The organism is Demequina aurantiaca (genome assembly GCF_000975135.1).
Classification (GTDB): Bacteria; Actinomycetota; Actinomycetes; order Actinomycetales; family Demequinaceae; genus Demequina; species Demequina aurantiaca.
Genome location: NZ_BBRF01000002.1, coordinates 117871 through 143629, shown reverse-complemented (window position 1 = coordinate 143629; position 25759 = coordinate 117871). Strand labels below are relative to the sequence as shown.

General features: G+C 64.2%; 27 protein-coding genes and 1 tRNA gene. 12 read left to right on the top strand and 16 right to left on the bottom strand.

The window, feature by feature from the left end:
• Positions 1 to 9 precede the first annotated feature (9 nt).
• The 7 genes from AOP73_RS09115 (at position 10) to AOP73_RS09085 (ending at position 6652) form a co-directional block, all read left to right on the top strand.
• Positions 10 to 1251, top strand: coding sequence for an MFS transporter (locus tag AOP73_RS09115; RefSeq protein WP_061965202.1), 1242 nt, complete (start codon positions 10 to 12; stop codon positions 1249 to 1251).
• A gap of 139 nt (positions 1252 to 1390) precedes the next feature.
• Positions 1391 to 2575, top strand: coding sequence for a CE1758 family FMN-dependent luciferase-like monooxygenase (locus AOP73_RS09110; RefSeq protein ID WP_061965685.1), 1185 nt, complete (start codon positions 1391 to 1393; stop codon positions 2573 to 2575).
• Complete coding sequence (locus AOP73_RS09105; RefSeq protein WP_236683570.1) at positions 2572 to 3090, top strand: MarR family winged helix-turn-helix transcriptional regulator; 519 nt, start codon at positions 2572 to 2574, stop codon at positions 3088 to 3090. The genes AOP73_RS09110 and AOP73_RS09105 overlap by 4 nt, the downstream gene beginning before the upstream one ends.
• The gene (locus AOP73_RS09100; RefSeq protein WP_236683569.1) at positions 3087 to 3767 is read left to right on the top strand and encodes a CE1759 family FMN reductase; all 681 of its coding nucleotides are present in this window, start codon (positions 3087 to 3089) and stop codon (positions 3765 to 3767) included. The genes AOP73_RS09105 and AOP73_RS09100 overlap by 4 nt, the downstream gene beginning before the upstream one ends.
• A 71-nt stretch (positions 3768 to 3838) precedes the next feature.
• On the top strand, positions 3839 to 5428 hold the full coding sequence (locus tag AOP73_RS09095) for an MFS transporter (RefSeq protein ID WP_061965198.1): 1590 nt from the start codon (positions 3839 to 3841) through the stop codon (positions 5426 to 5428).
• Between the two features lie 43 nt (positions 5429 to 5471).
• Positions 5472 to 6290: an HAD-IIB family hydrolase gene (locus tag AOP73_RS09090; RefSeq protein WP_061965196.1), complete on the top strand. Its 819-nt coding sequence runs from the start codon at positions 5472 to 5474 to the stop codon at positions 6288 to 6290.
• Between the two features lie 56 nt (positions 6291 to 6346).
• On the top strand, positions 6347 to 6652 hold the full coding sequence (locus AOP73_RS09085) for a GNAT family N-acetyltransferase (protein ID WP_061965194.1): 306 nt from the start codon (positions 6347 to 6349) through the stop codon (positions 6650 to 6652).
• Here AOP73_RS09085 and AOP73_RS09080 read toward each other — a convergent pair.
• A complete protein-coding gene (locus AOP73_RS09080) occupies positions 6649 to 7368 on the bottom strand; it encodes an NADPH-dependent F420 reductase (protein WP_236683568.1) in 720 nt (239 codons plus the stop codon). The genes AOP73_RS09085 and AOP73_RS09080 overlap by 4 nt on opposite strands.
• Positions 7369 to 7459: 91 nt before the next feature.
• On the opposite strand from AOP73_RS09080, the gene AOP73_RS09075 reads away from it, so the two are divergent.
• Positions 7460 to 8428, top strand: a complete 969-nt coding sequence (locus tag AOP73_RS09075) for an aldo/keto reductase (protein ID WP_061965192.1) — start codon at positions 7460 to 7462, stop codon at positions 8426 to 8428.
• 5 nt (positions 8429 to 8433) lie between these two features.
• Here AOP73_RS09075 and AOP73_RS09070 read toward each other — a convergent pair whose 3' ends face one another.
• The gene (locus AOP73_RS09070; protein ID WP_061965190.1) at positions 8434 to 9219 is read right to left on the bottom strand and encodes an SGNH/GDSL hydrolase family protein; all 786 of its coding nucleotides are present in this window, start codon (positions 9217 to 9219) and stop codon (positions 8434 to 8436) included.
• A 109-nt stretch (positions 9220 to 9328) separates the two neighbouring features.
• On the opposite strand from AOP73_RS09070, the gene AOP73_RS09065 reads away from it, so the two are divergent.
• Positions 9329 to 10828 (top strand): MDR family MFS transporter, encoded by a 1500-nt coding sequence (locus AOP73_RS09065; RefSeq protein WP_061965680.1) that lies wholly within the window; start codon positions 9329 to 9331, stop codon positions 10826 to 10828.
• Positions 10829 to 10914: 86 nt separating this feature from the next.
• Here the strand turns inward: AOP73_RS09065 and AOP73_RS09060 are convergent, their stop codons facing one another.
• Entirely contained in the window at positions 10915 to 11538 is a 624-nt protein-coding gene (locus tag AOP73_RS09060; RefSeq protein WP_061965188.1) for an alpha/beta hydrolase, read from the bottom strand.
• A 101-nt stretch (positions 11539 to 11639) separates the two neighbouring features.
• Entirely contained in the window at positions 11640 to 11834 is a 195-nt protein-coding gene (locus AOP73_RS09055; protein ID WP_061965186.1) for a CsbD family protein, read from the bottom strand.
• 308 nt (positions 11835 to 12142) lie between these two features.
• On the opposite strand from AOP73_RS09055, the gene helR reads away from it, so the two are divergent.
• Positions 12143 to 14320, top strand: a complete 2178-nt coding sequence (gene helR / locus AOP73_RS09050; protein ID WP_061965678.1) for an RNA polymerase recycling motor ATPase HelR — start codon at positions 12143 to 12145, stop codon at positions 14318 to 14320.
• Between the two features lie 21 nt (positions 14321 to 14341).
• Here the strand turns inward: helR and AOP73_RS09045 are convergent, their stop codons facing one another.
• Together AOP73_RS09045 and AOP73_RS09040 are read right to left on the bottom strand one after the other, a co-directional pair.
• Positions 14342 to 14851: a hypothetical protein gene (locus AOP73_RS09045; protein WP_061965184.1), complete on the bottom strand. Its 510-nt coding sequence runs from the start codon at positions 14849 to 14851 to the stop codon at positions 14342 to 14344.
• Positions 14848 to 16170: a glycosyltransferase family 2 protein gene (locus AOP73_RS09040; protein WP_061965182.1), complete on the bottom strand. Its 1323-nt coding sequence runs from the start codon at positions 16168 to 16170 to the stop codon at positions 14848 to 14850. The genes AOP73_RS09045 and AOP73_RS09040 overlap by 4 nt, the downstream gene beginning before the upstream one ends.
• A gap of 180 nt (positions 16171 to 16350) precedes the next feature.
• On the opposite strand from AOP73_RS09040, the gene AOP73_RS09035 reads away from it, so the two are divergent.
• Both AOP73_RS09035 and AOP73_RS09030 read left to right on the top strand, forming a co-directional pair.
• Positions 16351 to 16839 (top strand): hypothetical protein, encoded by a 489-nt coding sequence (locus AOP73_RS09035; RefSeq protein ID WP_061965180.1) that lies wholly within the window; start codon positions 16351 to 16353, stop codon positions 16837 to 16839.
• A gap of 76 nt (positions 16840 to 16915) precedes the next feature.
• On the top strand, positions 16916 to 17761 hold the full coding sequence (locus AOP73_RS09030) for a DUF4097 family beta strand repeat-containing protein (RefSeq protein WP_061965178.1): 846 nt from the start codon (positions 16916 to 16918) through the stop codon (positions 17759 to 17761).
• A gap of 15 nt (positions 17762 to 17776) precedes the next feature.
• On the opposite strand, the gene AOP73_RS09025 is transcribed toward AOP73_RS09030, so the two are convergent.
• From AOP73_RS09025 to AOP73_RS08985, 10 genes are all read right to left on the bottom strand, one after another.
• The gene (locus tag AOP73_RS09025; protein ID WP_061965176.1) at positions 17777 to 18118 is read right to left on the bottom strand and encodes a DUF2200 domain-containing protein; all 342 of its coding nucleotides are present in this window, start codon (positions 18116 to 18118) and stop codon (positions 17777 to 17779) included.
• Between the two features lie 77 nt (positions 18119 to 18195).
• Positions 18196 to 18271, bottom strand: a tRNA-Ala gene (locus tag AOP73_RS09020).
• Between the two features lie 81 nt (positions 18272 to 18352).
• Positions 18353 to 19912 (bottom strand): MFS transporter, encoded by a 1560-nt coding sequence (locus AOP73_RS09015; protein WP_061965174.1) that lies wholly within the window; start codon positions 19910 to 19912, stop codon positions 18353 to 18355.
• Between the two features lie 88 nt (positions 19913 to 20000).
• On the bottom strand, positions 20001 to 20546 hold the full coding sequence (locus tag AOP73_RS09010; protein ID WP_061965172.1) for a TetR/AcrR family transcriptional regulator: 546 nt from the start codon (positions 20544 to 20546) through the stop codon (positions 20001 to 20003).
• A 219-nt stretch (positions 20547 to 20765) separates the two neighbouring features.
• Positions 20766 to 21368: a histidine phosphatase family protein gene (locus tag AOP73_RS09005; RefSeq protein WP_061965170.1), complete on the bottom strand. Its 603-nt coding sequence runs from the start codon at positions 21366 to 21368 to the stop codon at positions 20766 to 20768.
• On the bottom strand, positions 21365 to 21733 hold the full coding sequence (rsfS, locus tag AOP73_RS09000; RefSeq protein WP_061965168.1) for a ribosome silencing factor: 369 nt from the start codon (positions 21731 to 21733) through the stop codon (positions 21365 to 21367). Before rsfS ends, AOP73_RS09005 begins: the two co-directional genes overlap by 4 nt.
• Complete coding sequence (locus AOP73_RS08995) at positions 21730 to 23580, bottom strand: hypothetical protein (RefSeq protein ID WP_152650621.1); 1851 nt, start codon at positions 23578 to 23580, stop codon at positions 21730 to 21732. The genes rsfS and AOP73_RS08995 overlap by 4 nt, the downstream gene beginning before the upstream one ends.
• A complete protein-coding gene (gene nadD / locus AOP73_RS08990; RefSeq protein ID WP_236683581.1) occupies positions 23549 to 24163 on the bottom strand; it encodes a nicotinate-nucleotide adenylyltransferase in 615 nt (204 codons plus the stop codon). Before nadD ends, AOP73_RS08995 begins: the two co-directional genes overlap by 32 nt.
• Positions 24147 to 24317 (bottom strand): hypothetical protein, encoded by a 171-nt coding sequence (locus AOP73_RS12040; protein ID WP_160295465.1) that lies wholly within the window; start codon positions 24315 to 24317, stop codon positions 24147 to 24149. The genes nadD and AOP73_RS12040 overlap by 17 nt, the downstream gene beginning before the upstream one ends.
• Positions 24318 to 24369: 52 nt before the next feature.
• Positions 24370 to 25665: a glutamate-5-semialdehyde dehydrogenase gene (locus tag AOP73_RS08985; protein WP_061965162.1), complete on the bottom strand. Its 1296-nt coding sequence runs from the start codon at positions 25663 to 25665 to the stop codon at positions 24370 to 24372.
• Positions 25666 to 25759 lie beyond the last annotated feature (94 nt).

Genomic DNA, 25759 nt, shown 5'->3' with positions numbered 1-25759 from the left:
ACTAGTCTCATGTCGACCCTCCGCACCGTCGCCCCGGAACTCAAACGCGCCCGTCTTGGCGTCGCCCTCATCTTCTTCACGAACGGAATCGTGCTGGGCGGATTCGCCCCCCGCATCCCCGAAATCCGGGACTCGCTCGAGTTGTCCTACGGCGGCCTTGGCGTCGCGATGGCGGCCTGGCCGGTTGGCTCACTACTCCTTGGATTAGGAGCCGCCGCCCTCATCCGAAGATTCCGGTCCTCCCGCGTGGCGACGTTCGGCATGGTCCTCAGCACGTTCGCGATGCTCGCCGCCGGCCTCGCGAGCTCCCCCCTCTGGTTTGGAGTGGCGCTCTTCATCGTGGGCGCGACGGACGCCTGGGTTGACGTCGCCCAAAACTCGCACGGACTGCGCGTCCAGCGACGCTACAAGCGTTCCATCCTGAACTCCTTCCACGCGCTGTGGAGCATCGGAGCCGTATCGGGAGGACTCATCGGCGGCATCGCGGCCGGCATCGGGCTCTCGGTACCGTGGCAATTTGGCCTTGTCTCTGTGCTGGTCGTGGCGGTCAACATCGTCGCGTATCCGATGCTGCTGAAGGGCCCCGAGCCCAAGCACTCTGGCGAGGAGGGCGCAGACGAGGCCGGTGTCCCCCATACCGCGGATTCACCTCACACTCCCCTACGCCGAGTTCCGGGCCGCACCTGGGGCCTGCTCGCCGCACTGAGCATGATCGCAATTGCGGGAGGCTGGGCAGAGGACGCGGCCTCGACCTGGTCGGCGAGTTACCTTCGCGACGAGCTGACTGCAGGCGCCACACTCGCCGCGCTCGGCTTTGTCTCCATGCAGGGCTTCCAGTTCATCGGACGCATCCTCGGAGACCGCATGGTGGACCGGTGGGGCCAGCGTGCTGTTGCCCGTTGGGGTGGATTGCTCGTTGCCGTCGGCATGGGCATGGCGCTCGCCTTCCCGTCCGTGTGGGGCACCATCGCAGGGTTCGGTCTTGCCGGCTTCGGTGTCGCGACGTTGATCCCCGGGGCGATGCACGCCGCCGACGAACTTCCCGGGCTGCGCACCGGAACCGGGCTCACCATCGTGTCGTGGCTACTCAGACTCGCATTCCTGCTGTCGCCCCCGCTCGTGGGCGCCATTGCCGACGCGACCAGCCTGCGTGTGGGGCTCGCCATCGTGCCGGTGATGGGAATGATGGTGATCCTGCTCGCGGGAGCCATGTCGCCTCGCAAGGAAAATCCGCACGGCGAGCATTCATAGGGAGTCGCCGACGCTGACTCTCGGGAAGCGTAGTTCCGCACGCACGTCCGCCCGGGAATAGATCTCACCATGCCTGGTTGATATATGCATACGCATATACTTTGATCAACGCCTAAGGAGCAGCACCGTGACTCACCCCATGCAGTTCGGCATCATGTCGGTCAGCGACATCACTCGCGACCCCATCAGCGGCAATACCCCGTCGGAGGCCGAGCGCATCGCCGCCATCGTCAAAATCGCCACCACGGCCGAAGACGTGGGCCTAGACGTCTTCGCCATTGGCGAGCACCACAACCCGCCGTTCTTCTCCTCGTCCCCCACGACGCTGCTTTCCCACATCGCCGCCCTCACCGAGACGCTCACGGTCACCACGTCGACCACGCTCATCACCACCAACGACCCGGTTCGCATAGCGGAGGAGTACGCGATGCTCCAGCACCTGAGCGGTGGCCGCATGGACCTCATGCTGGGTCGCGGCAACACGGCGCCCGTCTACCCCTGGTTTGGCCAGGACATCCGCGCGGGCCTGCCCCTTGCCCTCGAGAACTACAATCTGCTGCACCGCCTCTGGCGCGAGGACGTCGTGGACTGGGAGGGCGAATACCGTACGCCACTCCAGGGCTTCACTTCCACCCCGCGCCCGCTCGACGATGTGCCGCCGTTCGTCTGGCACGGATCCATTCGCACCCCGGAGATCGCCGAGCAGGCCGCGTTCTACGGCAACGGCTATTTTGCGAACAACATCTTCTGGCCCAAGGGCCATTACAAGCGCCTGATCGACTTCTACCGCCAGCGCTTTGAGCACTACGGTCACGGCACCACCAAGGACGCGATCGTCGGCGTGGGCGGCCAGGCCTTCATCGGGAAAACCTCTCAGGCAGCCAAGGACCAGTTCCGCCCGTACTTTGACTCCGCGCCGGTGTATGGCCACGGTCCCTCCATGGAGGACTTCTCGGATCAGACCCCACTCAGCGTGGGTAGCGTCCAGGAGGTCATTGATAAGACCCTCACGTTCCAGCAGTCGTTCGGCGACTACCAGCGCCAACTGTTCCTCATGGACCACGCCGGCATGCCGTTGGCCATGGTCCTCGACCAGCTTGAGCTGCTCGGCGGCGAGGTCGTGCCCGTCCTTCGCAAGGAGCTCGACGCGCGCCGGGATCCGGAATCAGCCGTCGTCCCCACGCACGAGCGCTTGGTGACCGCCAAGTACGGCGACGCCGAGCCACGCCAGCCCCGCCCCAACGCGAACCGCGGCGACAACGTCACCGGCGCCTCGCCCTACCAGGACACTGACGCGGAATTCTCCGCGGTCTACCCGGCATGATGACCACGGCAACCCCAAAAACCCTTTCGGCCGATGCCGGGGCCGCATCTCCCACATCGAGACAGTCACGCACGCACCTGGCGAACGATGCGTGGGAGGGGCTACTGACCGCTCACACCACCCTGATGCGCCAGTTTGCGGCGGAGGGCAGCTGGAACGAGGTGTCGATGCGCGAATACGACGTGCTCTACACGCTCACCAAGTGCACGACACCAGCCGGCCAGCCGAACCCCCAGCGCATCGGCGAATTGGGAAGGAACGTCCTGCTCAGCCAGCCCGCACTGTCTCGACTCGTTGATCGCCTCGAGGCGCGCGGCCTCGTTGAGCGCTTGCCCGATCCCGCGGATGCCCGCTCCGTGCGCATCGGCCTGACCGCATCGGGTCGCGAGGCCCAACGCATAGCCGGTAGTTCTCACGGAGTCTCGGTCACCAGAACAATGACCGCGGCCCTCTCCCCCGAGGAACTCCGCACGCTGATCGCGCTCACACGCAAACTTCAGGAGGCAACATCGTGACAACGTACCGACTCGTCGTCGTCAACGCCGGAGTCTCCGACCCGTCCTCTACCAAGCTGCTCGCGGACCGCGCCACGGCGCGCGTGGTCAGCCTCGCCGAATCACGCGATGCGACGATCGAGCTCACCACCATCGACCTTCGCGCTTTGCTGCCCGAACTCGCGCCCGCGATCTCCTCGCAGCACTTCGGCCCTGGTTTCAAGCAGGCCATCGACGCACTCCAGGCGGCCGATGCCGTGATCGCCGCCGCACCCGTCTACAAGGCCGGCGCGTCTGGGCTCTTTACATCGTTCTTCCAGGTGCTCGACAACGACCTCCTCATTGGCAAGCCCGTCATTCTCGCGGCCACCGCTGGCACGGCCCGTCACGCCCTGGTGGTCGACGAAGAGTTGCGTTCACTGTTCGCCTATTTGCGCACGCTGGTGGTGCCCACCTCACTGTTCGCTGCCACCGAGGACTGGAGCGACAAGGCCCTCACCAAGCGCATCGACCGGGCCGCCTTTGAACTGGTACTACTCATGGAAAGCGGATTTGCGCGCGCCGTCAAAGAGGAGTCCTGGGGCCACTACCAACACGAGTACGGTTCGGCGGGCGGCACGGAATTGGACATCGACCTGTCAAGCGATCTCATGCGCCTCGCCACCGGCGGGTCCGCCAAGCCTCGCCGTCCGGAGTAACCGCTCTACTAAGCGCCAGAGGACGATCTCGCTTCAGCCCGTCGTGCGCGCGTCCCCACTAGGGTGATTTCATGACCGACACGACGACGCTGGTGCCCAAGCGAGCGGGCCTGGTACTGACCGCTCTCATCCTGAGTGCGCTGGTATGCAACATCAACCTTGCCGCGGCGAACATCACCCTGCCCTCCGTAGGCACGGCGTTTGGCGCGAGCCAGACGCAGCTCAATCTCGTCGCCGTGGGATGCGCCCTGGGTCTCGCCATGTCGGTGCTCTACCTGGGCGCGATCGCGGACCGCTACGGCCGCAAGCAACTACTCACGCTGGGCCTCGTCCTGACGGTGATCGCAAGCTGCCTCTCGGCGTGGGCCCCTTCCGTGGAAATCCTCATCGCCGCGCGCGTATTCACCGGTATCGCTGCCGGCATGGCCTACCCGACCACGCTGTCCCTGATCACGGCGTTGTGGGGCAACGGTCCCAAGCGCACCCTCGCCATTGCACTGTGGTCCTCGGTGAGTGCGACCGCCACCGTCTTGGGATCGATCGTCGCCGGTTTGCTGCTCGACAGCTTCTGGTGGGGATCCGCGTTCCTCGTCGCCGTGCCGCTCGCCATCATCGCCGCCGTGATGGTGCTGCTCTTTGTCCCGTCGCACGTGGCAGAGTCCGACGACCCCGTCGACCACCTCGGCGGTGTGCTCGCCACGTTGCTCATCGGCGCGCTCGTGCTCGGGATCAGCACGGTATTCGCCCCTGGGACCACCACACTCGGCATCGGTTTGCTCGTGATCGCCGCTGTACTTCTCGCACTCTTTGGGAAGCGTCAGAGCACCATCAAGTTCCCCCTGTACTCGCTGGGGGTCGCCAAGCGTCGCCTGTTCTGGGTTCCGGCGACCTGTGGACTGATCGTCTTCGGCTCCCTCATGGGCGCGATGTTCGTGGGCCAGCAGTTCATGCAGAACATCCTCGGCTACTCCACGGTGGACGCCGCGCTGGCCGTGGTGCCCCTCGCCATCGGTTTGCTCATAGTGGCGCAGTTCTCTGCGCGAATGATTACATTGCACGGCTCGCGTTTCACCATGATCTCCGGCTACATCCTGGTATTCCTCGGGTTCCTCACCATGGTCTTTTGGGGGGAGTCGACCCCGTACTGGTATCTGGGTCTCGGATACGCGCTCATCGGATGTGGCGCCGGCTTTGCCATGACGCCCGCCTCGCGATCGATCACCCAAAGCACCCCCGTCCGCCGCGTCGGCATGGCATCGGCCACCGCCGACCTGCAGCGTGACCTGGGAGGCTCGATCATGCAGTCCCTGCTCGGAGCGATCCTCGCCACCGGCTTCGCTGGATCCTTCGCCAAGCTCATTGCCGATTCGAGTGACGCGGCCCAGATCAGTGACGCGACCACCGCCGCACTGCAGTCGTCCTACGCGTCCGCCATGAACGTCGCGAGCCAGAATCCGCAGTACGCGGACGCCATCACCCAGGCAGCCTCAGAGAGCTTTGTCTCCGGCGCCACCTGGGCCTACGTCGTGGGCGCGATCGCGATCGTCGGCGGTGCGGCGCTCGCGGCGTTCATGCTGCCCAAGCAGGACGCCGAGATCGCATTGCTTGCCTCGTACGAAGCCGAGGACGCAGCAAAGGCATCCTCATCCCCCTCCACATAGCGGCCGGGATGGCGCCCGCGGATCGGTGCATTAGGTTGGCTCCATGTCATCTCCCCGCGCAATCTTCCTCGACGTCGACGGCACCTACGCGTCCCACGGCAACGTCCCGCCGGCCCACGTGGCAGCGGTGCGAGCCGCACGAGCCGCGGGGAACCTCGTGTTTCTCTGCACGGGGAGGCCGGTGTCGGCGCTTCCTGAGTCACTCACCGGAGCTGGATTCGACGGCGTGGTGGGAGCTGCCGGCGCCTACGTCACCATCGGCGGCCAGGTCCTGTCCGACGTGCGTTTCCCCACAGACTTGGCGCGGCGCACGCTGGACGCGCTGGAAGCGCACGACATGCTCTACATCATCGAGAACGCCGAGGGGCTGTACACGCGCCCTCACGCTGTCGGGCTTATCGCGCGGGCGCGGATCGCCTTCTGGGGCCCAGATGACCCCTCCGCCCCGCGGCACCCTCCCATCACGGCGGCGGACGACCCCCACCGCCTCACGTTCGCCAAGATCGTCAGCCTCGGCGGCGACATCGACCTCTCGGATCTCGCTCGAGAGGTTGGACCGGAGGTCGCGGTAGTCCCCACCGCCATTCAGGACATCGGCGCGGGTGCGGGCGAGATCTACCAGGCGCACATCAACAAGGCGGTGGGCATGCGTATTGCCGTCGACCACCTCGGAATTGCGGTCGAGGACGTGGTCGCCTTTGGCGATGGCATCAACGACCTGGAGATGCTCGAGTTCGCTGGTACCGCGGTCGCGATTGAGGGATCGGACCCCCGGGTGCTTGCCCTCGCGGACAGAACTGCTCAGCCACCGCAGCAGGACGGCCTTGCGAAGGCATTCGCGGAGATGGGTCTAGTCGCCTAACTTTCCCAGTGGGCGTAGCGTGGTGTGAGAAGCACGCATCCACGAGGGAGAACATCATGAGCGACCACGTCAGCGAACCCGTCACGCGCAACAGCGAGGCGAGCCGCTACGAGGTTCAGGTCGACGGCAACCTGGCGGGCGTCGTGGAGTACGACGAGCACGACGGTCGCATCGACATGACGCACACCGAAGTATTCGGCGACTTCCGCGGCAGCGGCATCGGGGAGACCCTCGCGGGCGGCGCGATTATTGATGCCGTGGACCGCGGACTCACCATCGTGCCCTCCTGCCCCTTCATCGAAAGCTACCTGCGCAAGCATCCCATCGCGGGAGCAAACATCGAGTGGCCCAAGGGGGACTAGACCAGCCCGCGAGCGCGGGCGACCACCCGGCCGCGCTGCGACTGCCAGAACCTGTCGAGAATTGCGCGCACCTCGGCGGCGTCCTCATCCGCTGCGAAAAGCGCCGTATGCGGCTCGAGCTTCATCCCTTGTGCCAATGGCCCGGCCACCACAGCATCGAACCCGATGCGCTCGACAAACTGCACCACCCTGGCGACCGCGTCATCGTCATCTCCAGCGACCGCGAGCGCCTTGCGTTCGGGATCCCCCGCCGCCCGCGCCTCGTGCTCCAGTGCATACACACTCATGTGATTGAGCGTCTTGACCACGCGTGCCTCGCTTAGGAACACCTGCAGCGTCTCGCTGGTGGAGGTCAGGGGGTCGTTGAGTTCGGGGATCGCGCCGTCGTATTCCCACCAGTAGTTCATGGCGTCGATGACGAGTGCCCCTCGGAGAGCGTTTACCGGTAGCGAGCGAAACTTGCCCAGCGGGATAGCCAACACGACCAGGTCGGCCGCCGCGGCATCGGACGCCATCACGGGCCTCGCCCCGGGCGCCTCGTAGCCAACAAACGTCGCAATGCGCTCCGGAGACCCGGATCCCGCAATCACGACCTCGTACCCTGCGGTGAGCGCGAGTCGCGCGACTGCTGCCCCCACGCGCCCAGCACCAATGATGCCCAAGCTGCCCACGGGACCGTGGGCCTGGGCGGGGGCATCCTGGAGATTTTGAGGCACGCTCGCACCATACGTCACTGCGTGAAACCCGACTACATTGGAAGCAGTGCGCGTGACCGCGTTTGCGCAGACAACGACCAAGGAGACCCCCATGCAGACCACCCGACTCGGGACCACCGGGCTGAAGATCAGCCGCCTCGCGTTGGGATGCATGAGCTTTGGCGACCCGTCGCTGGAGGGAAACGACTGGGTGCTCGACGATGCGGCGGCGGAGCCTATTTTCCGTCAGGCCCTCGACCTCGGCATCACCTTCTGGGACACCGCGAACGTCTACGGCGACGGCACGTCGGAGGAAGTGGTGGGACGGGCCATCAAGAAGTACTCGCGCCGCGAGGACATCGTGCTCGCCACTAAGGTGTATTTCCCGATGCACGACGGTCCGGGAGGCGGCGGCCTGTCTCGTAAGGCGATCATGGAGCAAATCGATGCGTCTCTGACACGTCTGGGCACCGAGTACGTGGACCTGTATCAGATCCATCGCTTTGACCCCGAGACGCCCGTCGAGGAAACCATGGAGGCGCTGCACGACGTGGTCAAGGCCGGCAAGGTGCGCTACCTGGGCGCATCCTCCATGTGGGCGTGGCAGTTCGCCACCATGCAACACGCCGCGGACTTGGGCGGCTGGACCCGCTTCGTCTCGATGCAGGACCAGTACTCCCTCATGATGCGCGAGGAGGAGCGCGAGATGTTTGGCCTCCTCGCTGACCAGGGAGTGGGCTCGCTCCCGTGGAGCCCGCTCGCTCGCGGCCAGCTCACTCGGCCCTGGGGTCAACAGACCAAGCGCAGCGGCACCGACGACCTGTTAGCCAAGCGCTTCAATCCGGACGACGAGCACATTGCCGGAGCCTGCGAGAAGGTCGCCGCCGAGCGGGGCATCCCGATGGCCCAGGTCGCGCTGGCCTGGGTGCTGCGCAATCCCGTGGTCTCCGCGCCACTCGTGGGCGCCACCAAGCCACACCACCTCGCCGATGCCGCAGCGGCCCTGGACATCACGCTCACCGACGATGAGGTCGCCGCACTCGAGGCGCCCTACACGCCACGCCTGCCGACGGGCTACTAGGCCGCCTATTCGGTGACGTTGGTGGACTTCGCCGATGACGTCGCGGCATCGATGCGCACCCAGTCGGCGTACTTGGGCTGACGGCCGTCCCCCGAACTCGTGCGAGTGATGCGCCGCGCAATCCACGGCAACACAAACGCCCCCACGTACTTGGCCTCGGTGAGGATGTCGCGCTTGGCGACCACGGCATCGTCCGCTCGTGGCAGTGGCGTCTCGACGCCCAACGCGGTCAGTACTCGCGCCGCGACCCGGGCGTGACCCAGCGCATTGAGGTGGAGGCGATCGGCTGCCCAATAGGCGCCATCGCGCAGTTCCTCGTCGCTGAAGTTGTCAACGAAGGCCACCTCGGGGTGCCTGGCGAGCATGTCGCGAGTAAAGTTCATGAAGTCGTTGCCACGCGCACGAATAGTCTTGCCACGCGGGAGGCCCTCCGTGGGATCGCCGCCGCTCAAAATGACCAGGCGCGTGCCCGTCTCCGCGCAGCGCTCCACCACTCTCTCCGCGAGGCCCATCACTCGGTCCACGCTGAAGCCCGTGCGCAACATGTCGTTGCCACCACCGTTGAAGGTCATCAGATCTGGGGCGGGATCGAGAGCCAGTGCGGGCTCGAGTTGGGTGTCGACAATTTCCTGAATGAGGCGGCCGCGGATTGCGAGATTCGAATACCAGACATCCTGCCCAGCAGTTGCGAGTCCTACGGCGACCAGATCCGCCCACCCTCGGACCGCATCGTTGCCTACGGCGTCACCCACGCCCTCGGTAAAGCTGTCTCCAATTGCTACATAGCGCATTGCTTGAGCCTATAACCGGCTGGACGTAGCGCGCACACGGGTTAACCTTGACCATAGGCGCGAATACCGTGTGCCCCCACGCATTTGAATTAGGAAGGTGCACGCCATCGTGACCGACACCCAGCCGCACGGCTCCACTCCCACCTTGATCCAGGATCACAGCAAGCGCAATTCGCGTGTGATCATGCTGCTGGTCGTCTCCGCGTTTGTGGTCATCCTGAACGAGACGGTCATGGGCGTCGCCATCCCGCACCTCATGACGGACCTGCAAATCACGGCCAACGCGGCGCAGTGGCTGACCACCGCGTTCCTGCTCACCATGGCTGTGGTCATCCCCATCACCGGCTTCCTGCTGCAGCGCTTCCCCACTCGCGGCATCTTCATCGCCGCAATGTCGCTCTTCAGCGCGGGAACGCTCCTCGCTGCAGCGGCACCAGGATTCGACGTACTGCTCGTGGCCCGGGTGATCCAGGCCAGCGGTACCGCCATTATGTTCCCCCTGCTCATCACCACCGTGATGCAGCTCGAGCCCCCGGCTACGCGCGGGCGACGCATGGGAAGCATTTCCATCGTGATCTCCGTTGCCCCGGCGATCGGCCCCACCATTTCCGGCCTGATCTTGTCGGCATTCAGTTGGCGCTACATGTTCATCTTTGTGCTTCCGGTGGCGCTGACGGCGCTGTGGATGGGCTGGCGCCGCATGGAGAACGTCACCGAGCCGCGCAAGGTGCCTCTCGACCTGTTGTCCGTGGTGCTGTCCGCATTCGGCTTCGGTGGATTCGTGTTTGGCCTCAGCCGTCTGGGTGAGTCGACGGAGGGCGGCCTAGCCGTCTCGACCATCGCCGCCATTGCGGTGGGCGTCGTGTCCCTTGGACTGTTCGTGTGGCGCCAGATTGTGCTGCAGCGAACCGACACCGCACTACTCGACCTGCGCGTGTTCCGCACCCCAACGTTCACCATCTCCGTGGTGATGTTTATGATCCTGATGGTGTCGCTCTTCGGATCGCTGATCCTATTGCCACTGTTCATCCAGGGCGTGCTGGGACTGAGCGTGCTGCAGAGCGGACTCGTCATTCTTCCCGGTGGACTCATCATGGGACTTCTCGCGCCGACCATCGGCAAGATCTACGACCGCGTTGGTCCGCGACCGTTGCTGATTCCGGGGGCGGCAATCGTCGCCGCTGTCCTGTGGACCCTGACATTCATCCTGACGCCTGGCACGCCGGTGTGGCAGCTCGTCGCCGCACACATGACGCTCAGCATCGGCCTCGCGCTGATGTTCACGCCATTGTTTACGGCCAGCTTGGGCTCCCTGCCGCCGCACCTGTATTCGCACGGGTCCGCGACGCTATCCACGCTGCAGCAGGTCGCGGGAGCCGCGGGCACTGCGCTCTTCATCTCGACGATGTCAGCAGTAGCAATGACCTCGGCCGATGAAGGCGCCAGCGCGGCCCAGGCACAGTCGGACGGCATTCAGGCCGCGTTCATGATTGGCGCGGTGATGGCCTCATTCGCGATTGTGTTCGCGTTCTTTGTGCGGCCGCCAGCGGAGGATCCCGTGGATGACGTTGCCGCGAGCGCCCAGACCGACGGCGCGATCGCGCACTAGCCGCCCTTGACTCCCCTGCGCTTACATGTGGGCTCAAAAAGGCGTCCATCGCGATCCCAATGTAAGCGCAGGAATCGGGAGCGTTCCTAGCCGAGCGTGCGTGCGAGGAACTGACGAATGTCGACCAGCTCCTGCTCGCTGACGCTGTGCCCCATGCCGGGGTACACGTGTCGCTCGAGCGTGGTGTGAGTCTCGAACCAATCGCCAGCGGCGGTCACCTCGTGGGCCGGAATGACCGGGTCCTGATCCCCCCTGCCCCAGAACAGGCCAGGGCGAGATTCGGCCAGCGCGGCATCGGCCGGCCTTGGTGCATCGGAGACATAGCCACTGAGCGCGACCGTCGCGCCGATGCGCTCAGGGCGGGTACGGAGTAGCTGGCTCGCCATCATGGCACCCTGCGAGAAGCCGATGGGCACAATGCGCACTCCGTCAGCAACGTTGGCGTCGACCCAAGCCCACAGCGTCTCCGTGGCCTCCGCGATCGCCTCGGCTGGCGAAAACTCACTCTCGAGCGGGTACCACGAGAACCCGAACGCTGGGTGACGCAGGGGCGCTCGCACCGATGCCCATGGCAGACCCAGGGGGAGGTGACCCGAGAGACCAGCGAGGTCGCGCTCGTCAGATCCGTAGCCGTGCAGGAACACGGCGAGAAACTCGTGAGGTTCAGTGGGCGCGGAGTCAGTGGAGCGCAGTGCAACGAGGTCGGTCATACAGTCAAGCGTAAGCGGACGGAAACGCGACGAAGCCCCCGGAAACCGATCGCTTGGATCGTTCCCGGGGGCTCGTCAATGTTGTGCGAGGTTGCTAGCGCCTACTCGGTGGCGTCGTTGAACTTCTCCGCCGCGTTGTCCTTGGCGTCCTCGACCTTCTGCTTGCCTTCTGCCTTGGCCTGGTCGAGCTTGCCCTCGGCCTCCATCTGCTCGTTGTCAGTGGCCTTGCCAAAGGCTTCCTTGCCCTTGCCCTTGGCGTCCTCTGCAGCGTTGCCGATCTTGTCACCAAGTCCCATGATTGCTACCTCCGTTGTTCTCAGCAATTGATCTCAGCAACCTCATCGTAAGCACGTGTGGGGCCCCTGCGCTCGTCAGAAACGCAAATTCTGTCCATGGCTGAAAAACGCAGAAATGGGAATATTTTTCGAAGTGATACGTAGGATCTAGGGATCGCGTCGCCGGCGGTGACACCACGCCGGGCCGCGCGTCCTTCCTTCAGGTTAACCCACGTATAGGGGCTTGCCGCAAGGGCCCTCCCTCCATGAACATTGACCTATTGCGCGGACCGCGCCCGCCAGAAAAAACGGAGTTAAACCACGTGACGATGCCCCATGTCAATCTTCCCGATTCGCTCGCCCGAAAGGCCGATGCCGCGCTCATCCAGCGCGATTCCGAGCACTTTCAGCGCCTCGCCGCTCGACTTGACGGACAAATTGCGGACCTATCCCAGCGGCTCGATGCGGAACGTAAGGCTCCGGGTGCAGCCGGCGAGGCGGCGCTCAATCGAGATCTCGAGGTACACCGCCTGGTGGGCCGGCTCAAGGTATTGCGGCGCTACGGCGTCGACTTGTGCCTGGGGAGAATGGTCCCCCTCGACTCTCACGGTGACGCCAGCGGCGAGCCCGTGTACATCGGAAGAGTGGGACTCACGGACGGTGACGGCAATCCCCTGCTGATCGACTGGCGCGCCCCCGCTGCCGAGCCGTTCTTTGGTGCGACCCACGCCAACCCCATGGGCTTGGCCAGTCGCCGTCGCTACCACTGGACGGGCAGCCAGGTCACTGACTACTGGGACGAGGTATTCGACTTTGGCGCATTCCCCGACGGCGTTGCCCTTGACGACGAGTCATCGTTCATCGCAAGCCTGGGGGAAAGCCGGTCATCGCGCATGCGAGACGTGCTCGCGACCATTCAATCTGACCAGGACCAGATCATTCGCGCGGGAGCCCGCGGCGCCCTCGTGGTAGACGGCGGACCCGGAACAGGCAAGACCGTGGTTGCGCTACACCGCGCGGCCTACCTGCTCTACTCCGACCCCCACCTTGGCGACCGACGCGGCGGTGTCTTGTTTGTGGGCCCACACGACCCCTATCTCGCATACGTCGCTGATGTGCTGCCCAGCCTGGGCGAGGACGGCGTCCAAACCTGCACGCTGCGGCACCTGGTGCCCGAGGGTGCGTCCGCCCCGGCTGAGGTCGACCCGGCCGTGGCTCAACTCAAATCTGCGGCAAACATGGAGCGCGCAATTGACGCGGCCGTGGCGCTATACGAGCAGCCGCCCACTGACCGGCTCATTGCGGAGACCACCTGGTCCGAGGTGTGGATCAGCGCCCAGGACTGGGCCGAGGCGTTTGACGCCCCCGAGCCCAGCACCCCGCACAATGAGGCGCGCGACCAGGTGTGGGAGGCACTCGTCGGCGTGATTTGGGAGAAGCGCGAGGGTGTCGACCCCGACATGTCGGACGACGACCTCGCAATCGAAATCGATATGTTGAGGCGGACGCTGGCGGGCAACCACGACCTGACCGGCGCTTTCAACAGCGCGTGGCCGCTGCTCGAGGCGGAGGACGTGGTCTCCGACCTGTGGACGGTGCCGGCGTACCTGCGCATGTGCGCACCGTGGCTTTCTGCTGCCCAGGTGGCCGTCTTGCAGCGGCCCGATGCTCAGGCATGGACGCAGTCAGACCTCCCGCTGTTGGACGCGGCCAGGTACCGCTTGGGCGACTCGGCGGCATCGGCTCGCAAACGCCGCCGCGCCGCGGCCGATGCGAAGGACCGCGAGTTTATGTCTTTAGTAGTGGACGAGGCGGTCACCGCAGATAAGGACTTCGAGGCGGCGGTGGGAATGCTCATGGGAATCGACGCGGAGAATACTCTCGCGCGTGACACCGACGCCCCCGGCGCCCACGCTGACCGGCTCGCGGGGCCGTTCTCGCACATCATCGTCGACGAGGCGCAGGAATTGACCGATGCCCAGTGGCAGATGCTCCTCCGACGGTGTCCTTCCAAGAGCTTCACTGTCGTGGGCGACCGTGCGCAGGCCAGGCATGGCTTCACCAAGTCGTGGCAGGAGCGACTCGCGACCGTTGGCCTGGACCGTGTCAACATTTCCTCACTCACGGTGAATTACCGGACGCCGACGGAAGTCATGGCGGAGGCGGAGCCCGTCATTCGCGCGGCCATTCCAGACGCCAACGTGCCCACGTCGGTCCGATCCAGCGGCACCCCGGTGCGGCACGGTTCGGTTGACGAACTTCCGTCGATGCTCGACTCGTGGCTGGCTGAGCACCCGGATGGCACCGTGGTCGTCATCGGCGATGCGTCATTTGAGGCGACCACGCGCGTGCGGTCACTGTCCCCTGCCCTAGCCAAGGGGCTGGAGTTCGATCTCGTGGTGCTCGTAGATCCGGACGCGTTCGGTGACGGCATCGAGGGGGCGGTGGATCGCTACGTCGGCATGACGCGGGCTACCCAGGAGCTTGTGGTGCTCACGAGCCCCTGAGGGTGGAGCGGCACTGTCAGATCAGGCGACGTCGTTTTTTGCGTAAAGCTCACGCAGTTCGAACGTACCGATGTTGCCTCCGGGAAGGACGACCACTCGAGATTCGGCGGTGCGCGCTTGCATGTCGCCGTACTTTTCCTCGTACCACTCTGCCGAAACCGCGAGGCGACGCTCGAGTCGATGCTCATGAAAAGTGTTTCGCAGGTTGCGCTTGCGCATGGCGGCTCGGTTCAGCAGGAACATCGCAAGAAAGGTCACCGCGAAAAAGGCGATCAGCGCAACGACGATGGTCATCATTGTCTGCCAGGTGGCGTACCAATCCGAGTATCTCGCCCATAGGCTATCCGGGTCGTGGCGGTGGATGAGGGCCCATGCCGTCAGCGCCACAGGCAAGAGCGCGAAGAACCAACTAATACCCACCAGCGCCAATTGGCGAGCTTTCAGGGCTACTGAGGCATTCCCAAAGAACCAGTCGACAGTCACATCGCTTTCGGCGACGGAGTGACGAATATAGGCTGGCTGAGAAGTCATTGCTGCGCCCCCGTCTCGTCAATCGAATCGCGCAGACTCGATGAGCGGGTGGGAGATGCCCACACTCCACCGACGCGAGGTTGGAAGAGTGACACCACCGCGGGGAAGAACTCCCACGCAATAGTCCACGCGTTAAACATCCAATAGGCCAGCAAGTACCACGGGGCAAACAACAAGTACTTGAGGGACTTGCCACGATCGTTGTCGTACGAGGCGGCGAGGAGTTGGATCATCCCCACCACCATTTGGACAGCGACGAACATGCCGGCCAGGAACCAGTTATGGAAGAACCGCTCCCAGTCTTGTGACACCACGAGCACCGCCTGCACCCACGCGAACAACACGACGCTCACCCAATGAAAGAGACTCCACAGGGTGCTGACGCCGTAGTCGAAGATCACTGGAATCATTCGAGCGTTGCGAAGTGGATGACGCATCAGCGTGCTCGACTTCGTCAGGAGTACATACAATCCACCAGCCGACCACCGACGGCGCTGCTTAAAGAGCTGCGATGCAGTCTCCGGTACATCCAAAAAGAAGCGGATGTGAGGCGCAAATAGCGCACGCCAACCACCCGCCTGCATGTCCCAAGCAATGGCAATGTCTTCTGTTGGTTGCTCGGTTTGCCAACCGCCAGAGTCCAGTACGGCGGCCTTGCGGTACATGGTGTTTGCTCCGGAGAAGGCAAACAGCGCACCGTATGACATTTGCGACCGCTTAATAATGCCAATGATCGAGTTCAGCTCGTTCTGCTGCGCCTGAGCCGTGAGCGTGGTGCGGTTCGCTGACAGCATGTTGCCCGTCACTGCGCCCACGTTTTGCGAACCCTCGCGCTCGAAATAGCTCATGTACTGCCACAGCGCATCGGGATTCGGCCTGGTATCTGCGTCATTGGAAAGGATGAATTCCCCTTTGGCATACGCCAAGGCAACGTTAAATCCGTGCGCCTTTCCCCGGTTCTCCACGATCGTAATGACTCGGAGGTGAGGAATTTCCGACTGAAGGTTGGACAGAATGGAGGCGGTCTGGTCGGTCGAGCCATCATCAATGACGATGATCTCGTACCTGTCGCTGGGGTAGTTGAGCCGAGTGCCAAGGTAGCGAACCGTCTGCGCAATGGAGTGTTCCTCATTGTGCGCGGGCACCAAGATTGTCACGAAGGGCTCCCCGTGCCTCAGGTAGGACGGGAGGTCCTTGGTCTCGGCGAAGACCCTGTAATAGAACGACGAGACGATGAAGGCCATGCCACCGACGATGGGGTACGAGTAGAAAAGGGCAAGAAGGAGTATGACGAACGCATCGCCTTGGGGAACCGTCACGTACGTCTCCTCAGCATGGGTTTCCGCCAATCCGTGATCGCCGTTTTCTCGTTGCCGCAGTGTCTCGTTGCCGCAATGGTGCCATTCTACGCGGACCACTTGCCGCATCGTGCGGCTCCCGGCTCGCGATTGACACCAATATTGCTTGACATGACACCATCGTGGTGTCAAAATGATGGCATGGAACTTGGAACCTACGTCACCGATCTGCAGCGTCAGCTCATCAACACCACCTACGACGGCGGCGACGACACTCGCGCCGTGGCCGAACGACTCGCCTCCGGGCTCGACGCAGCCAGCCGGCTCGTCCTCCTCGACGCCCTCTCAGCAGCGGCAGGCGAGATCACGCGCGAACTGGCTCCCGGGTCGGTCGATCTGCGCTTGCGCGGACGCGAGGTCGAATTCGTGGTGACCCAAGCGCAGACCGAAGCCGATATGGAGAACACGCCCCCCGCATCGACCGAATTGGATGACGTCAGCACCTCGCGTACCACGCTACGACTACCCGATGCGCTCAAGTCACGGGTGGACGATGCTGCCGCAGCGGACGGAGTGTCCGTCAACGCCTGGCTCGTGCGGGCGGTGGCCGACGCCCTCCAACCCAAGCAGCGACGATCCACGCAACGAACCCTGCGCACAGGCGACAACTTCACCGGTTGGGCACGCTAGAGCGACCCACCACCATTCACCAGCCCCGCAGCCCGCGGGGCCGAGTACACACGCCCACATCAAGGAAGGCGCCAGCATGCCCACATTTAGCACTCCCCGCCCCATCGACCTCGCCGTCCACCTCGAGGTGGGCGCCCTCGAGGTATTCGCAACCGACCGCACGGACACCGTGGTCACGATCGCTCCCACTAACCCGGACAACGCTAAAGACCGCCGCGGCGCCCAAGACACCGCCGTCGAATTCGACGGGGAACGCCTAGTCATCACCGGGCCCCGCCCGCGATTCATGTGGATGGGACCCCATGAGTCCGTGGACATCCGTGTCGAGCTACCCTCAGGTTCGCGGTTCTCCGGCGAACTCGCCGTCGGCGTAGTGCGTTCCGTCGGTCGCCTGGGCGCTACTCGAGTCAAGAGCTCGTCTGGTGCCGTAGAACTCGACACCACTGGAGACCTGTGGGCCAGTGCGTCGCACGGCAGCGTGTCGGTGGGCGACGTGGACGGTACCGCGGAGATCAAGGCCGACATGGGTCAGATTCGCATCGGCACGGTCGCCGGCGACGCAAGCCTCAAGGCCTCACACGGCACCATCATGATCGAACGAGCCAATAGCAGTGTTGCGGCCAATCTTTCCTACGGCGACCTCGACGTCGGCAAGGTACTGGGTTCAATCGTCGGCAAGACTGCCTACGGAAGCATTAAGGTCGGCGAAGTGTCCAGCGGAGCAGCGGAACTTGAAAGCGGATTCGGCCAACTCTCCGTGGGAGTTCTCAAGGGAGCCGCGGCCTGGCTCGACTTATCGTCCACATCAGGACATGTGCGCAACGAACTCGACGGTGACCGGGCGCCGGCGTCCGATGAGCAGACGGTGTCGATACGTGCCCGCACCAAGCTAGGCGACATCAGGATCTATCGAGCCGCTTAGCGCCATTGGCACGTGCTAAGCGCGCAACACCTTCTCCATCGACTTGCCGCGCGCGAGCTCGTCGACGAGCTTGTCGAGGTAGCGAATCTTCTGCATGAGCGGGTCTTCGATCTCCTCGACCCTTACTCCGCACACCACACCCTTGATGAGATTGCTGTGTGCATTAAGCTTCGCGCCCGCGAAAAACTCGTCGAATGTGGCGCCCGTGTCGAGTTGCTCGGCGAGCGTCGCATCGTCGTAACCGGTGAGCCACTCGATGACTTCATCGAGCTCCTCACGCGTGCGCCCCTTGCGTTCCAACTTCGTGACGTAGAGCGGATAGACGTCAGCGACGGGCATCGAAAATATCTTGTGCATAGCGTCAAGCCTAAACCTCAGTAGGGAATTGCTGAGAAACACGAAAGCCGCCCCGAAGGACGGCTTTCGTGTTTCTTTGGTGGAGCTGAGGGGACTCGAACCCCTGACCCCCTGCATGCCATGCAGGTGCGCTACCAGCTGCGCCACAGCCCCGCGGTCTTGCGACCGGAGCGCCCCGAAGAGCGACTGCCATAGTACCGAATCGGCGGCGCACTTTCCTAATCGGAGGACGAATTAGCTCACGAGAGTCGGCGCAGGCTCCTCGCGGTGAACCGGGGAGCGGTCCTTGAAGCCCACCATCACGATCGCTGCTGCGCCCAGGACGAGCACGGCGCTCACTAGACCCAGCCAGCCCAAGCCAGAGTCAAATGCCTGCCCGGCAGACGCCATGAGCTCGCTCGCCATGGTTGCAGGAACCTCCTGCGCCACCACCGCAGCGCCACTGATGGTCTCCCCCGCTAGGGTCGCCTGGTCCGGAGTTAGCCCGGCCGGGACAGTCATGTTCGTGCGATAGAACGCGGTGATCATGGTTCCGAGAGTCGCGGTGCCCACGACGGCACCCAGCTCGTAAGCCGTCTCTGAAATGGCCGATGCGGCACCAGCCTTCTCCGCGGGAACGGAACCGATGATGGTGTCGTTGGACAGCGTCTGCGACATGCCCACGCCGATCTCGATGAAGCCGAAGGCCAGCAGGATCGCCGGGACCGTGAAATCGACACGGAACACGAAAACCAGAATGAAGCCGATGGCAACGAGTACCAGTCCGGCCACCATCAGATACTTCGGCGCGAACTTCTTGCTCAACCGCACCACACCGATCCCGGCGATCGCGGATAGCACTGCTCCAGGAAGCAGTACCAGTCCGGCGTTCATGGGGCTCATCCCTAGCACCAACTGCAGGTGTTGAGCAATGAAGAAGAGGAAGCCGATGAGGCTGACCACGGACAGGAAGTTCGCAAGCACCGAGGCAGTGAACGGGAGGCGCTTGAAGAGGCGGACGTCGAGCAGCGGAGTCGCGCTGCGCAGCTGACGGATGATGAACCACGCGATGATGGCGGCGCCCATGGCTGCTGCCGCGATGGGCCACACGGTCACGCCGTCGTGAGCCAGCGTCTTGATGGACCAGACCACCAGGAACATGCCGACGAAGGACAACACGGCACTGACGAGGTCAACGGGACCCGGGTGTGGATCCTTGGATTCGGGCAGGAGGAAGCGGTACAGCACGAGCAACGGCAACAGAATTGGTACGGCAATGAAGAACACCGAGCCCCAGTGGAAGTGCTCGAGCAGGGCGCCGCCGAGGATGGGCCCCAGGCTGTTGCCGGCAGCAAACCCGGTGGCCCAGATCGCAATGGCCTTCCGCCTGCGCATCGGGTCGATGAAGATGTTGCGCAGCAGAGACAGCGTCGCGGGCATGAGCATCGCGCCAAACAGACCCAGCGCCGCCCGTGCAGCGAACAGCTGCTCGGGGGACGTCGCGAATGCGGCGAAGGCAGACACCAGCGCAAAGCCGACCGCGCCAATAATCAACATGCGTCGGCGACCAAACCGGTCGCTCAGGCTACCCATGGTGACGAGCAATGCGGCAAGTACGAGCGCGTAGATGTCCGCGATCCAGAGCTGCATCGTGGCGCTGGGCCCCAAGTCCTCGGTGATGATGGGTAGAGCAAAGCTCAGCACGGTGTTGTCGACCGAGATCAGCAGAACGGGCAGCATGAGCACCGCCAGCGCGGCCCACTGCCGCCGGTGAGACATCTCGGCTGCAGAGTTCGGCCTGGTAAAGAGGGACATTGGTCATTCCTTTAAGAGAAAGCGAGCCACCGTGGGACACAGATGCGCATCGGTGACGTCATGCAGGGTGCGGCTGGTGCCGCGAGAATCACGAGGGAACCGGTGCTGCCAGCCGCTCACTAAGAGCGAGGCGAGCCGCCTCGGGAACGCTGGACCCGAGGAGCGACGCGAAGAACAGCCCGTCTCCCACGAGTCGGATCAAGAGCGCGCGCTGCTCGGCATCGGGCCCGGCGAGTTCCTCGGCAATCTTCCGGTCCACGTGGGCGGTGAACTCGCCGTAGTCGCTGTCGCCGGTCTCCCCCGCCGCACGCAGCGCCTGCATCGTGGTGAAGAGCACGAAGATCTCGTTCATTTCCTCGGACTTGGGGGTCGACGCGGCGAGCCAGGCATCGATCGCTGAGCCCTGCTCGCAGAGATCATCGAACCAGGCGATGGACTTGGCGCCCAGCCACTGGGCGAGGCCACGAAGCAACGTCACCCGTGTGGGGAAATGGTGTAGCAAGCCGCCCTTGGAGACGCCCGATGCTCGCACCACCGCGTCAAGCGACGGCACCGCCCCGTTCGCCAAGGTCAGGTCGAAAGTCGCCTGCACGATGGCAGTACGGGTATCTAAGGCGCGGGTCTCGGTGGGCATCGCTCCATCGTACAGTCCGTCTAGACGGTCGGTCAATCGGAGCCGCGAGAATTCAACCACCAGGTGAACGTGGGATTGGCGGGGTCACCAAAAACAACCCAAACCTGAACGCAGGAATGAAGGGGCGCGGTGTGAGCCACACGGCCAGCTCTTAGGGCCCTGAACCGCGGTTCCCGATCCCCGTCACGCGATGCCACGTGGGGCCGGGGTCGAGGCGTATTACTCAGCGCCGATGTTGTGGCGGTCTAGCGACCAGCCTCCACCTTCGGGCTGCACCAGTCGAGACCAGGCGGCGTTTTCGAGGTTTCCGACGCGCCGGCCGGCGACCTCCAGCTCGAGGAGGTGAAGAATCGCCATACGCGCGGAGCTTCCGTGCGTCACGATCAACAGGTCGTCAGGCGCCTGCTCAACCCAGTGAAGGATTCCCTCGACCATACGCGCGCCAACGGTCGCGTGGTTCTCATAGCCTTCGTACTCTGGCTCACGCCCGGCACGCCACGCCTTGTGCTGCAGCGGGTCGAATTGCTCGCGCTCGTCGGCGGTCAGGCCCTCCCACGGACCGTAGTCACGCTCGACCAGGCGCTGATCGGTGTGGATCTCGCTCCCCCACTGCGCAGCAATAATGTCCGCGGTCTCTCGAGTACGGTCGAGCGGCGAGCTCACCACGACGACACCCTCGCGCACCGCTGCACCCAGAGTCGAGGCGGCGTGCCGCGCCTGCTCACGCCCGGTGTCGTTCAGCGACGTGTTCGAGGACCCCTGCAGACGCCCTTCGACATTCCAGTCGGTTTGGCCGTGGCGGACGATGTAGACTTGTGTCATGAATCCGAGGCTATCGGAAGCGGTACGACCGGGCAGTCCTTCCAGAGGCGCTCAAGTTCGTAGTATCCCCGATCCTCGTCGTGCATCACGTGCACGATCACGTCGTTGAAATCCAGCAGCGCCCAGCGGCCCTCGCGCACGCCCTCACGGCGCTTCGCGTCCGTGCCTTCGGCGCGCAGAGCGTCCTCAATGCCCTCGGCGATCGCGGCTACGTGGCGCTCATTGCTGCCCGATGCGATGAGGAAGACGTCGGCAAGCGGCATCTTGGCGCTCACGTCGAGGGCGACGATGTTCTCCGCCTTCTTGTCGTCGGCGGCCAATGCTGCCATTCGTGTGAGCTCGATGGCTCGTTCTGTCGCGGTCATGATCCTTGCCCTGCCAAATTCCATACGAGCACGCCGAGAACAAAAGCTATGGCACCGATGACGGCTATATGCGCCCAGCGGAAGTGGCGTGCGCCACCCGCGGGATGAAGTTCAGGAACCTTGCGACGCGCGACCTCGATGCTGCCGGTCGTCAACGGCGGCTCCCCGCCCGTGTAGGCCGTGGGAGAGAACGGCGCCGGGTGCTCGGGGTTTGTCGCGGGTGCCAACTTGGAAAAGTCGGGCTGCGGAATCGCCTGCGATGGCGCATCCGCCAACTCACGAGCGGTGGCGTTTGTGTCGTTGAGCGGGTGCGAGTCCCAAATCGAAGGCTCAACCGTCGGGTTCTCGTCCGACGCCTGAGGCAGCGCCGCCTTTGGATCGACAGTCTGTTCGGCGAGTGGAACCTCGCCCTCAGGGGCGGCGATCAGGTCGTCGAACGAGGCCTTGGGCGGCATGGCATCGGCATCCGCATCGAGCGACTCCCCGTCGCTTGATGTCGACGGCTCGGCATCCGTTTCGGCGGGAGACTCGTCGAGCTCACGTGCGTCGGCTACGTCGCCCGCGGGTGGTGAGGTGGTTGCCGCGAGTACTGGTGCGGCGTGCCAAGGGTTCTGCTCGGTAGCGACGTCGTCAGCATCTACGCCTGACTCGCCGTCCTCAGCGTCGATCTTGTCACCTGAGCCATCAAGCTCGGCATCCGCGGATGAGTCATCCGCTGCGTGCTCCGAGGGCGCACCCCACTCGGGCTGGGGATCCGTCGGCTCAGCCTGCGCCTCGGCGCGTGCGGCTGAGCCCTCGATGCCCGCCATGGCTTCGGCGGTCAGGCGTCGAAATTCCTCGAGGGAGTCGCTCGATGACGCGCTCGACGCACGTGCGGCGGGTGCAGCGGCCGCCTGGGCTGCCTCTTCACGGCGTGCTGCCATGACACGTGCTTGCAATGAGCCAGGCGGGAACATCCCCCGGAACGCCGCAGGGATCCCGTCATCGTCACCGGGCAGCGGCTGTTCAGTGGCCAGGTCCGGCTCGCCGCCGTCCACCTCAGACGCCACGTCGGAGTCCTCGTGGGGCGCAACATCAGATTCCGCAACGGTTTCGTTTGACGGCTCGGCGTCAGCGCCATCGTCAGACTCATCTGCGGGCTGGTGCTCAGACTCCGACCCATCAGTGGTCCCGGCCTCGGGTGGGACCATCTCAGCGTCAGTGTCGTCGGTCGCGGCCATTGCCGACTCGTCGATGTGCGGCGCATCCTCGAGAGGCACGTCGCTACCGGTATCGCCGTCTTCGGAGGTGCTATCGCCTGAAGCACTGTCGTCGGTCGCGCTGTCGTCGGAACCGCCAACCTCGGCAGGGCGGCCTTCTGGAACATCGTCGCCTGAAGCAGTGTCGTCAGGCTCGGTGCCGGCATCCGCCACGCGACCAAACGCACTCGCACGCACGGGAGGCGTCGATGCGTCCGTATCCGCGGGAGCCGGTGGCGCGTCGTCACCGTGGGCGAGGCCAAGAGCGGCGGCCGCCGCAGCAGCATCGGCTGCGGCCTCTGCTGCCTTCTTCTTGGCAATCTGCTCCTGCTGGGCAATCACTTCGGGAGTCATCGCGGGAAGCTGACCTGTGGCGATCATTTCTTCCTCGGCGGTCCACGTCTCCATCGGCTGCTGGGAACGCTCTATGCGGCGGCGGTCACGGCGCGACAGGCCGTCCGTGGGGGGCGAAGGGTGATCGCCGGCGGATTCCAATGACTCGGTGGCGTCGGGGTTGGTTGCGGCAGCGCGCGCCTCCATGGCACGTCGGTCCCGTCGCGAGAGGGGCTTGCCCTGCTCAGTCATCCAGTCCTCCGAGGTAAAGCTCATGCTTCGAGATGTAATCGACCACCGACGCGGGCATCAAGTACCGAATCGGCACACCCGCCCGAACGCGGCGACGGATATCTGTCGAGGATATCGCCAACGAGGGCGCTTCCACGACTCGATGTGTGGTTTCTAACTGGGGAAACGAATGACCGGCGCGAGTCACTCCCACGAATTGTGCGAGTTCTCCCAATTGCTCCGCGTCCTTCCACTCGGAGAGCCGCGCGAGCGAGTCTGCACCAGTGATGAAGAAGAAATCGGCAGAGGGGTACTGCGCCTTCAAGTCGCGCAGGGTGTCGACCGTGTAGGTTACTCCTCCACGATCAATGTCGACGGTTGACACCTCAAACCGCGCGTCGTTGCGCACCGCCTTCTCGCACATCGCGACGCGATGTTCCTTCGATGCGCTGACGGAGTCTCGCTTGAAGGGCTGCACAGCAGTGGGCACGATCAGAACCTGATCCAGCCGCAACGCGGCGCACACCTCCGACGCTGCCGCCAGGTGCCCATGGTGAATTGGATCGAAGGTCCCTCCAAGGACCCCGATCCGGGTGCGCGATGCACTCACGTCAGTGACGGGTGCCAACACTCCGGAAGGCAAACGTGATGAACAGCAGGGCCATCAGGCCGGCGAACGCCAACAAACCGATGGCAGCGGGCGGAATGGCCATCTCATTGGCAACATGTTCGCTGGTGGTAACAACTTCATTGATCACGGTGACTCCAATCACGGTCTGCACCGATTATTCCACGTACCGCGCGGTTTAGAGGCCGCCGCGACGAGCGTCGACGCTATGGCCGGACGTGTCCGTCGCCGTAGACTACCCAGGTCGTCGTGGTGAGCTCGCCTAGTCCCATCGGGCCGCGTGCGTGAAGCTTCTGCGTCGAGATGCCGATTTCCGCGCCCAAACCGAATTCGGCACCATCAGTGAACCGCGTGGAGGCGTTCACCATGACCGCTGCCGTGTCGAGATTCGCGACGAACCTGTCCGCTGCCCCGATGTCGTCGGTCACGATGGCCTCGGTGTGTCCGGTCGAATAGCGACTGATGTGCGCGATCGCCTCGTCGAGGTCGTCCACTACCTTGATGGCAATGTCCAGCGATAGGTACTCGGTGCCCCAGTCCTCGTCCGTGGCTTCCACTGTCGGAACTCCCTCGGGGGCAAACCCGGCCGCCGCAGCATCGGCGTGAAGCACGACGTTCTCGGCGTGGAGCGCCGCCATCACCGCGGGCAGGACACGGGGAGCCGCGTCGCGGTGGACCACGAGCGTCTCGGCCGCGTTGCACACACCGACGCGCTGCGCCTTGGAATTGACGACGATGTCGACGGCGCGCTGCACTGGCGCCGAGGCATCCAGATAGACGTGGCAGTTTCCCTCGCCCGTCTCGATGGCCGGCACGGTCGAGTCACTGACGACGGCTTGAATCAGGTCACGGCCGCCGCGCGGCACGAGCACGTCCACGAGTCCACGCGCGTTCATCAGCACGCGAGCCCCCTCACGCCCATAGGCATCGATGGACTGCACGGCGTCACGCGGCAGTCCAGCGCCCTCGAGCGCCTCTTGCAAGACCTCAACGATCACTTCATTCGACGATGCGGCGGCCGAGCCCCCGCGCAGCACGGCGGCATTTCCCGACTTCAGTGCCAAGCCAGCTGCGTCGACGGTCACGTTGGGACGTGCCTCGTAGATCATGCCCACGACACCCATGGGTACGGCCTTCTGGATCAGTCGCAGCCCATTCGGCAGGGTCGAGCCACGCTTCACTTCGCCCACCGGATCCGGAAGCGTCGCGAGGAAGCGCAACGCCTCCGCAATCGAGCCGATGCGTTCCTCGGTGAGCGCAAGGCGGTCCAGCAGACCCGGCTTCATGTCGTTTGCGCGGCCGCGCTCGAGGTCCTTCGCATTGGCGTCCACGATTCGTGGCGCTTGCGCCACCAACGCATCCGCCATGGCAAGTAGCGCGGCGTCTTTGGTTGCGCGGGTCGCGGTCGCGAGCGCTCGCGAGGCGAGCTTTGCGCGACGGCAGGCTTCGAGGACGGCGGACTCTACGTCAGTGCCGGCGGTGTTCTGGGCGGTGTCGGTCATGTCGGTAGTTTACGCGGATGCCCTGACGAGCTCCAAGAGCCACTGGCGAGCAGCTGGCACGCACCTTCGGGAGGAGGAAATCTCAGCACATCGG

What these genes read in the sequence shown, in the direction of transcription:
- AOP73_RS09115 (WP_061965202.1), top strand. Translation starts at nt 10, where the DNA reads ATGTCGACCCTCCGCACCGTCGCCCCGGAACTCAAACGCGCCCGTCTT.
- AOP73_RS09110 (WP_061965685.1), top strand. Translation starts at nt 1,391, where the DNA reads ATGCAGTTCGGCATCATGTCGGTCAGCGACATCACTCGCGACCCCATC.
- AOP73_RS09105 (WP_236683570.1), top strand. Translation starts at nt 2,572, where the DNA reads ATGATGACCACGGCAACCCCAAAAACCCTTTCGGCCGATGCCGGGGCC.
- AOP73_RS09095 (WP_061965198.1), top strand. Translation starts at nt 3,839, where the DNA reads ATGACCGACACGACGACGCTGGTGCCCAAGCGAGCGGGCCTGGTACTG.
- AOP73_RS09090 (WP_061965196.1), top strand. Translation starts at nt 5,472, where the DNA reads ATGTCATCTCCCCGCGCAATCTTCCTCGACGTCGACGGCACCTACGCG.
- AOP73_RS09085 (WP_061965194.1), top strand. Translation starts at nt 6,347, where the DNA reads ATGAGCGACCACGTCAGCGAACCCGTCACGCGCAACAGCGAGGCGAGC.
- AOP73_RS09075 (WP_061965192.1), top strand. Translation starts at nt 7,460, where the DNA reads ATGCAGACCACCCGACTCGGGACCACCGGGCTGAAGATCAGCCGCCTC.
- AOP73_RS09070 (WP_061965190.1), bottom strand. Translation starts at nt 9,219, where the DNA reads ATGCGCTATGTAGCAATTGGAGACAGCTTTACCGAGGGCGTGGGTGAC.
- AOP73_RS09060 (WP_061965188.1), bottom strand. Translation starts at nt 11,538, where the DNA reads ATGACCGACCTCGTTGCACTGCGCTCCACTGACTCCGCGCCCACTGAA.
- AOP73_RS09055 (WP_061965186.1), bottom strand. Translation starts at nt 11,834, where the DNA reads ATGGGACTTGGTGACAAGATCGGCAACGCTGCAGAGGACGCCAAGGGC.
- helR (WP_061965678.1), top strand. Translation starts at nt 12,143, where the DNA reads ATGCCCCATGTCAATCTTCCCGATTCGCTCGCCCGAAAGGCCGATGCC.
- AOP73_RS09045 (WP_061965184.1), bottom strand. Translation starts at nt 14,851, where the DNA reads ATGACTTCTCAGCCAGCCTATATTCGTCACTCCGTCGCCGAAAGCGAT.
- AOP73_RS09035 (WP_061965180.1), top strand. Translation starts at nt 16,351, where the DNA reads ATGGAACTTGGAACCTACGTCACCGATCTGCAGCGTCAGCTCATCAAC.
- AOP73_RS09030 (WP_061965178.1), top strand. Translation starts at nt 16,916, where the DNA reads ATGCCCACATTTAGCACTCCCCGCCCCATCGACCTCGCCGTCCACCTC.
- AOP73_RS09025 (WP_061965176.1), bottom strand. Translation starts at nt 18,118, where the DNA reads ATGCACAAGATATTTTCGATGCCCGTCGCTGACGTCTATCCGCTCTAC.
- AOP73_RS09015 (WP_061965174.1), bottom strand. Translation starts at nt 19,912, where the DNA reads ATGTCCCTCTTTACCAGGCCGAACTCTGCAGCCGAGATGTCTCACCGG.
- AOP73_RS09010 (WP_061965172.1), bottom strand. Translation starts at nt 20,546, where the DNA reads ATGCCCACCGAGACCCGCGCCTTAGATACCCGTACTGCCATCGTGCAG.
- AOP73_RS09005 (WP_061965170.1), bottom strand. Translation starts at nt 21,368, where the DNA reads ATGACACAAGTCTACATCGTCCGCCACGGCCAAACCGACTGGAATGTC.
- rsfS (WP_061965168.1), bottom strand. Translation starts at nt 21,733, where the DNA reads ATGACCGCGACAGAACGAGCCATCGAGCTCACACGAATGGCAGCATTG.
- AOP73_RS08995 (WP_152650621.1), bottom strand. Translation starts at nt 23,580, where the DNA reads ATGAGCTTTACCTCGGAGGACTGGATGACTGAGCAGGGCAAGCCCCTC.
- AOP73_RS08985 (WP_061965162.1), bottom strand. Translation starts at nt 25,665, where the DNA reads ATGACCGACACCGCCCAGAACACCGCCGGCACTGACGTAGAGTCCGCC.